9 protein-coding genes and 1 pseudogene are annotated in these 6,141 nt (G+C 61.5%); 3 read left to right on the forward strand and 7 right to left on the reverse strand.

Annotated features, from left to right (window positions below; all coding sequences use genetic code 11):
• Nucleotides 1-127: 127 nt before the first annotated feature.
• Nucleotides 128-745 (forward strand): NAD(P)H-dependent oxidoreductase, encoded by a 618-nt coding sequence (locus FJ959_RS24805; RefSeq protein ID WP_140513580.1) that lies wholly within the window; start codon nt 128-130, stop codon nt 743-745.
• 99 nt (nt 746-844) lie between these two features.
• On the opposite strand, the gene FJ959_RS24810 is transcribed toward FJ959_RS24805, so the two are convergent.
• A complete protein-coding gene (locus FJ959_RS24810) occupies nt 845-1,126 on the reverse strand; it encodes a hypothetical protein (RefSeq protein ID WP_140632653.1) in 282 nt (93 codons plus the stop codon).
• A 365-nt stretch (nt 1,127-1,491) separates the two neighbouring features.
• On the opposite strand from FJ959_RS24810, the gene FJ959_RS24815 reads away from it, so the two are divergent.
• Nucleotides 1,492-1,830, forward strand: coding sequence for a DUF427 domain-containing protein (locus FJ959_RS24815; RefSeq protein ID WP_318012459.1), 339 nt, complete (start codon nt 1,492-1,494; stop codon nt 1,828-1,830).
• Between the two features lie 77 nt (nt 1,831-1,907).
• Here the strand turns inward: FJ959_RS24815 and FJ959_RS24820 are convergent, their stop codons facing one another.
• The 3 genes from FJ959_RS24820 to FJ959_RS24830 are packed head-to-tail and all read right to left on the reverse strand — an operon-like array spanning nt 1,908 to nt 3,762.
• On the reverse strand, nt 1,908-2,324 hold the full coding sequence (locus FJ959_RS24820) for an HD domain-containing protein (RefSeq protein ID WP_140513578.1): 417 nt from the start codon (nt 2,322-2,324) through the stop codon (nt 1,908-1,910).
• A gap of 14 nt (nt 2,325-2,338) precedes the next feature.
• On the reverse strand, nt 2,339-3,394 hold the full coding sequence (locus FJ959_RS24825; protein WP_140513920.1) for an ATP-dependent DNA ligase: 1,056 nt from the start codon (nt 3,392-3,394) through the stop codon (nt 2,339-2,341).
• The gene (locus FJ959_RS24830) at nt 3,346-3,762 is read right to left on the reverse strand and encodes a GFA family protein (protein ID WP_140513577.1); all 417 of its coding nucleotides are present in this window, start codon (nt 3,760-3,762) and stop codon (nt 3,346-3,348) included. Before FJ959_RS24830 ends, FJ959_RS24825 begins: the two co-directional genes overlap by 49 nt.
• Before the next feature lie 238 nt (nt 3,763-4,000).
• On the opposite strand from FJ959_RS24830, the gene FJ959_RS24835 reads away from it, so the two are divergent.
• A complete protein-coding gene (locus tag FJ959_RS24835; protein WP_140632656.1) occupies nt 4,001-4,609 on the forward strand; it encodes an isochorismatase family cysteine hydrolase in 609 nt (202 codons plus the stop codon).
• A 19-nt stretch (nt 4,610-4,628) separates the two neighbouring features.
• Here the strand turns inward: FJ959_RS24835 and FJ959_RS24840 are convergent, their stop codons facing one another.
• From FJ959_RS24840 to FJ959_RS24845, 3 genes and pseudogenes are all read right to left on the reverse strand, one after another.
• On the reverse strand, nt 4,629-5,072 hold the full coding sequence (locus FJ959_RS24840) for a PPC domain-containing DNA-binding protein (protein ID WP_140632659.1): 444 nt from the start codon (nt 5,070-5,072) through the stop codon (nt 4,629-4,631).
• Nucleotides 5,073-5,218: 146 nt separating this feature from the next.
• Nucleotides 5,219-5,383: a hypothetical protein gene (locus FJ959_RS31915; protein WP_181165226.1), complete on the reverse strand. Its 165-nt coding sequence runs from the start codon at nt 5,381-5,383 to the stop codon at nt 5,219-5,221.
• A 101-nt stretch (nt 5,384-5,484) separates the two neighbouring features.
• Nucleotides 5,485-6,141 (reverse strand): annotated as a pseudogene (locus FJ959_RS24845) (EmrB/QacA family drug resistance transporter); the annotation flags it as partial.

Here is a 6,141-nt window from a genome sequence, read left to right on the forward strand (position 1 = left end):
CTCGTTCTCCAACACCGCGGAGCGTTCGATGGTTCCCAAGGGTGGAAGGTGAAGCTTCTTGTCGGGTTTCAGGCAACCCACGACGTCCCGGTGCGTTTGGCACAGAACGCACTCGGGAGATCTTTCCATGCCGCTCACCGCCTTTGCGCTCAATTGCACCTTGAAGGCCTCCGACGACGCCGAGAAATCGTCCACGGACCGCCTGCTGGCGGATCTGCTGGCGGCAATGGTGCCGCATGGGGTGCGCGGCGAGATTGTTCGCGCCCTCGACCATGACGTCAAACCCGGCGTGCTGTCGGACATGGGCGAGGGAGACGGTTGGCCGCAGCTCCGCAGGAAGATCCTCGACGCCGACATCTTCGTGCTAGGCCTGCCCATCTGGCTCGGCCAGCCGTCGAGTGTCGCCAAGCGCATCCTGGAGCGCATGGATGCGTTTCTATCGGAGACCGACAAACAAGGCCGGATGCCGGCCGCCGGCAAGGTCGCGATCGTGGCGATCGTCGGCAATGAAGACGGCGCTCACGCCTGTCACGCGGCGTGCTTTCAGGCGCTAAACGACGTCGGCTTCACGATTCCTGCCAATGGCGGCGTGTATTGGGTTGGGCAGGCTATGGGCGACGTCAACTATGTCGACCTGCCCGGAACGCCGGAAGCCGTGGTCGAGATGATCGAAATGACGGCTTCGAATGCGGCCCATCTGGCCAGCGTGCTGAAGGAAAGGCAGTATCCCGGCGTCGGAAAGTGAAGAGATTTTCGTGGCGGCACAGAGTGCCCGTTGCCCTGACACCATCGGCCACTCGATGGTTGCCGGGCGCCAGCAAGATCAGTGTCGGCGCCCTTGGGGTCAGGGCTCGTCAAAAGGCCCGGCTCGCCTGGCCAGATCGCGCGATATGGCACCTTCCTCTTCGTCATCGGGCAATGCCTCGTCGCTGTTCTGGTAGGCGTTGTCATCGTCCTCCTCCGGCAGGTCGCCTTCCTTCTCGACGTCGACGACGGCGTCGACATTGTCGGACACCTTGTCTGGAAGAACCCTGCCGCCCTTGATTGCATCCCAGTCCGCCTGATGGATTGCCGGGGCTTCAGTTTCGTCCCGTTGTTCGGATCGTTGCTTCTTGCGCGGTTCCATCTCATGTCTCCGATATGAACGGGTGCCTCATGTGGCCCCCTTTGTCGCCAGTTGCGTCTCTTTCCGCCGCCAGAACTCGGCTATCCTGATGGATCGTGGAATCGGAAAGGCTAACGGATAACCGCCGACCCGGCCCGTTGTTCCTCTCAGCGGGATCGGTTGGTGTTCCGCCTGGGGCCTGGGATGCAGCATCGCGGGGTAGCCGCCGCATTCGCGCAACCAATCCCGCATTACCTCGTTTTGCCTTTGAGACCGGCCCTTGAACTTTACCAATTGGAAATCTCAGAGACACTCAAATGAACCCTTCAGCCGAGCCCCGATCACCGTCGGGAAACAATCTCCATATTCAGCCTTTCCATGGAACGGTGACTGTCAGATTCTCCGACGCCATCATCGCCTCCACCGAACATGCGCTGCAGGTCCAGGAAACGGGGAGGGATCCTGTGTTCTACATCCCGTTCCAGGACATCTATTTCGACCTGCTCGAGAAAACCGATACCACCTCGATATCGCCAAAAGGCACTGCGAGCTATTGGCGCGTGCATGCCGTTGGCGGATCGGCGGATGATTTCATGTGGGCGTATGAAGAGCCCGAGGCGCCTGTCCGGGTGCTTGCTCGCCACGCCGCCTTCGATCCCGGCAAGGCTCGCATAGACGCCGATCCCGCTGAAGACGAGCGCCACACGCCTCACATAGTGGAATAGCAGGGCAGCGGCAGGATTTATCCAAGGGAACCGATTCCATTGGATTGTCGTGCGATGACACCGGGCCCAGGTCGCCTTCACGCTGCGCGGTCTTCGTCGAGAATGCGCAGGCCCTCTTCAAATTTCGCGAGGGGAATCCCGGCCCGCCGCGCTTGCCACAGGTTGTCGGCCAGATCGGCACGCTTGACCGGCCGCGCCAGGGGATTTGACGCAGCCCGGCGCACGAAAGCGATTTCATTCTCGCCAGGCCTCTTCGTCAGTGCATCGACTGCGGCGACAATCGAGGGACCAAAGCCTGCGGATTTCAGCCTCGTCCTTGTCCAGCCCTCCCCTTTTTCGAGGACGTCATGCAGATATGCCACGATCTTCTGGTCAAGGGTTTCGACCGTGTCGACCACGCGCCTGCAGTGTTCGATATAGGGTTGCCCGGTCTTGTCGGTCTGCGATCGATGCGCGTCCTCGGCAATCTTGGCCGCCCGGTAGAGCATGCTCATTGCCAGCCCTTTCTTCATTGGATCTGTTCAAAGCGGCATTGCCGCGGCGCCTTGTCCGGCCGCCATCGCAGCAGTTTCGTTCCATGGCGAAACCGATTGCCGGTGACATGATCGAAACGGACTTCGACCACCAGCTCCGGCCGCACGGGCTCCCACTCCCCGCTGCGTTCGGTGCTCCAGCGGCTCGGTCCGCCGGGAGCCTTGCCGGTAAAGCCGGGTCCGCCTCTCAGGTTCTCGAGCTTCGCGGTAATTTCTGCCCTGTCGTCCTTGCCGATCGTCGACGTAAACCCGACATGGTCGAGCTTGCCGTGGTCGTCATAGAGTCCGAGCAGCAGGGATCCGACCTGGCTGCTGCCCGTCAGGTAGCGGAACCCGCCGACGACACAGTCCGCGGTGCGCAGCCGCTTCACCTTGATCATAGTGCGCTCGCCCGGCCGATAAGGGTCCGTCAGCAGTTTGGCGACAACTCCATCGGTGGAGCCGTGGCCGGCCTCGCCCAGCCAGCGCCTGGCGGTGGTCACGTCGGTGGTGCGCGGCGACAACCGCAACGAGGAAACGCCCGACCTCGTGACGAAGCGCTCGATCGCGGCCCGTCGTTCCGTCAAGCTCTTGTCGAGCATGATCCCGCCGTCCGGATCGGCGAGAATATCAAACAGAACGAGATGGGCCGGGGTTTGCGCGCTCAGCATGCGAATCCTGCTTTCGGCAGGGTGAAGCCGCATCTGCAAGGCCTCGAAGGAGGGATCGCCATTCACCTCGATGACTATCTCGCCGTCGAGAACGAAAGACTGGGTATCGAGATCGCGCAACAGTGTCGTTATTTCCGGAAAATACCGGCCGAGCGGCTTGCCGGACTTGGCCCTGAGATCGACGCTTGCGGCGCCTTTGAAGGCCAGGCAGCGGAATCCGTCCCACTTCGGCTCATACTGCCAGAGACCGTCGTCGCCCGGCAGTGCGTCGGCCGCCTTGGCCTCCATGGGGCGGGTATCCAAAGGCAGCGGAAAAGCAGCGGCCACGGCCTCTACCACCGCTCTTCGGCGTCGTGGTGCGGCAGGTCCACACCGCAGCATGTCCATCCGAGCCGTTGCGCGGATCCGTAATTGTAGCCTGGCTCGAGATCGGCGGGATCGTCGAAGGTTCCGACATGCAGGGCGATCTCATCCGGCGATGCATCGTAGGCCAACGCGATGGGCGATCCGCAGTCGCGGCAGAAGCTTCTTTGTGCGATGGGTGATGACCTGCGGCCGAAAGGCTTGTTGGAAAGCCATTGCAAGCTGGCCGATGGTACCCACGCCAGGACTGCAAACGCACTGCCGGTCGAGCGTCGGCACATGTCGCAGTGGCAATAGTGAGCGCGCGGCCTGGAGATGGTGCGATAGCGGACGTTGCCGCACAGGCACCCCCCGGTTCGTTCTCTCATTTCTTGCTGCGCGACCATTGGCCGATCTCTCGAACCTCGATGCTGGTCAACGTTCCACCGATGATGTGGTTTCCGAAAGCCCGAGGGGAACGAGTTTCGCTGCCTCGCGTTTGGTCGGCACTCGGGAAACTGGGGACTAGCGCAAGGATGTCGACTTGAACGGAACCCCTATGCGGCTGGCATGTGCGTTCAGGTATCCGTCTCTGGCCGCCTTGTGCCGGCTCGACGCCGAAGACGACAAAGCGGGTTGCTGCTGATGTCGGTTCGGGGTCTGGCATATGGACCTCTGGGCGATCATTGCGCCCATCTGTGTGTCGACATGCAGCGGCTGTTCGCCGAGCCGTCGGAGTGGGCGACACCCTGGATCACCCGTGTCCTTCCCCGGATCGTCAGCCTTGCCGAAAGATATCCTTCACAAACGATCTTCACTCGCTTCCTTCCGGCGCGAAGCCCGGGGCAGGGCGCCGGCACCTGGAAGCGGTACTATGAACGCTGGGCATCGATGACCATCGACAGGATCGGCGAGGAGATGATCGAACTCCTGCCGCCGCTGGCGGCATGCTGCCCGCCGGCGATCGTTGTCGACAAGCACATCTATTCACCGTGGCCCGAAGGGCATCTGCACACGCTGCTTTCATCCCGCCGGATCGACACTCTCGTCATCACCGGCGGCGAGACCGACGTCTGCGTTCTGGCGACAGTGCTTGGCGCGATCGATATCGGCTACCGCGTCGTTCTGGTGACGGATGCCCTGTGCAGCTCTTCGGATGCAACACACGACGCGCTGATGACCGTCTATCATCAGCGGTTCGCGCAGCAGGTCGAAACGGTCGAGATGGAGACGGTTCTTTCCAACTGGACCTGATCTCGAAGCAATGTCCAGGTCAGGCGCTCAGGTCGATCAAGGCGATGCCGAGATCGGCGTGTTTCCTGCGGCGCAGATGAGCGGGGGACTCGACCAGTGTGACCTCCAGGGTCGGTCGCACCACGCCGCCCAGCAGATGTCCGCCCCGCGTCGCTCCGTCGCTCAGTCCGAGCACGGCATGCAAGTGGAGGCTGGGCTTGCCGTCATCGCCCAAGGCAATGTCGCCGATCGCGCTGAGAACCTCGCACTGCTCGTTGACCGGTATCTTGCGATAATCCTTTGCCTCGAAATCGAACCAACCGACCGCTGCTCGCTCGAACGCGCCGAGCGCGGTCAGCGATGCGCCGTCGATCTGTTCTTCGCTGGCAAAGGCAGTGAGCACGCCAATCGCCTCTTCGCCAGGCTCGAGCACCAACACGAAGGTCCTCTGTCCCGCGACTTTCGAAACCAGTTTCGATTTCATTGCCGTTGTCCTGTAGCCAAGGTGCAGAAACCTTGGCGGTGAATTTTCAGGCCGGCCCACTTATTCGAACGAACCGTTCGCGCCCCGGTTCCATATTGCGGCAGGCGCGCGGCGTCGAAGCGACCGGCCAATATCGCTCCGAACGCCTAGCCCTCAGCCTTAAAGTTCTTGGCTTCCTTTTTCACCTCTTTCCTGTCGTTGTCGTGCTTGCGGATGAGATCTTTCGCCTGCTTGGGCGAGACGTCGGTCGTTTCGGCCAGATGCACGGCTTCGCGATCTTCGTCTTGTGGCCGGATCTTTTCCTTGGCCATCGGTCTGTCTCCTTTTTTCCGTGTCATGGGACGTAACCAGACAAGCGCCGCCCGGTTCCATGAAACTGCCTTGCTCGAAGGAGCGCCTGCCTCGGTAGAAGCTATTTCGCGGAGGAACTCGACTTGGGAGAGCGCAGCAAAAGTGCGAGCGGCACGAGCAGGGCGGTCGCGATCGCGGAGTAGCGAAACAAGTCCACGTAAGCCAGAAGCGTCGCCTGCCGGCCTATCGTCTGGCCAATCCAGCCGACCGCCTGGACTTTCGCCTCGACCGCGGGCGAGCCCTGAGCGACGAAATAGTCAGTCATGCGCCGAAGCATCTGCTGATAGACAGGCGAGGACTGCGCCGTGTTGCCGATCAGATGGGTCTGATGCAGTTGTGCGTTCTGCGCCACGACGGTGTTGGAGAGCGATACGCCGACGCTGCCGCCGATATTGCGGGCGACATTGATCAGCGCCGAGGCCTGGTTGGTCTTTTGCGGCGGCAGGCCGACATAGGCGGCCGTCGAAATGGGGATGAACAGGAAGGGAAGCCCTACCGTGATGAAAATGCGGGCATAGGTGAAATAGCTGAAACCGGCATTCGGCGACAGTGAAGTCAGGTGCCACAATCCCACGGCAACCGCCGACATGCCGATCATGATCAGGTATTTCGGCTGCACGAAGCCGGAGGCGAAGCCGGAAATCGGCATCAGCATCAGCATGGCGATGCCGCCAGGCATCATCGAAAGTCCCGAAAGCGTCGCGGTGTAGTCGAAGGT

Origin of the sequence: Mesorhizobium sp. B2-2-4 (assembly GCF_006442375.1) — a bacterium.
In the GTDB taxonomy this organism is placed as follows: Bacteria; Pseudomonadota; Alphaproteobacteria; order Rhizobiales; family Rhizobiaceae; genus Mesorhizobium.

Excerpts from the sequence above, each read along its gene's own strand:
- FJ959_RS24840 (WP_140632659.1), bottom strand. The coding sequence starts at position 5,072 with ATGAAATCGAAACTGGTTTCGAAAGTCGCGGGACAGAGGACCTTCGTG.
- FJ959_RS24835 (WP_140632656.1), top strand. The coding sequence starts at position 4,001 with ATGTCGGTTCGGGGTCTGGCATATGGACCTCTGGGCGATCATTGCGCC.
- FJ959_RS31915 (WP_181165226.1), bottom strand. The coding sequence starts at position 5,383 with ATGGCCAAGGAAAAGATCCGGCCACAAGACGAAGATCGCGAAGCCGTG.
- FJ959_RS24825 (WP_140513920.1), bottom strand. The coding sequence starts at position 3,394 with ATGCTGCGGTGTGGACCTGCCGCACCACGACGCCGAAGAGCGGTGGTA.
- FJ959_RS24830 (WP_140513577.1), bottom strand. The coding sequence starts at position 3,762 with ATGGTCGCGCAGCAAGAAATGAGAGAACGAACCGGGGGGTGCCTGTGC.
- FJ959_RS24810 (WP_140632653.1), bottom strand. The coding sequence starts at position 1,126 with ATGGAACCGCGCAAGAAGCAACGATCCGAACAACGGGACGAAACTGAA.
- FJ959_RS24820 (WP_140513578.1), bottom strand. The coding sequence starts at position 2,324 with ATGAGCATGCTCTACCGGGCGGCCAAGATTGCCGAGGACGCGCATCGA.
- FJ959_RS24805 (WP_140513580.1), top strand. The coding sequence starts at position 128 with ATGCCGCTCACCGCCTTTGCGCTCAATTGCACCTTGAAGGCCTCCGAC.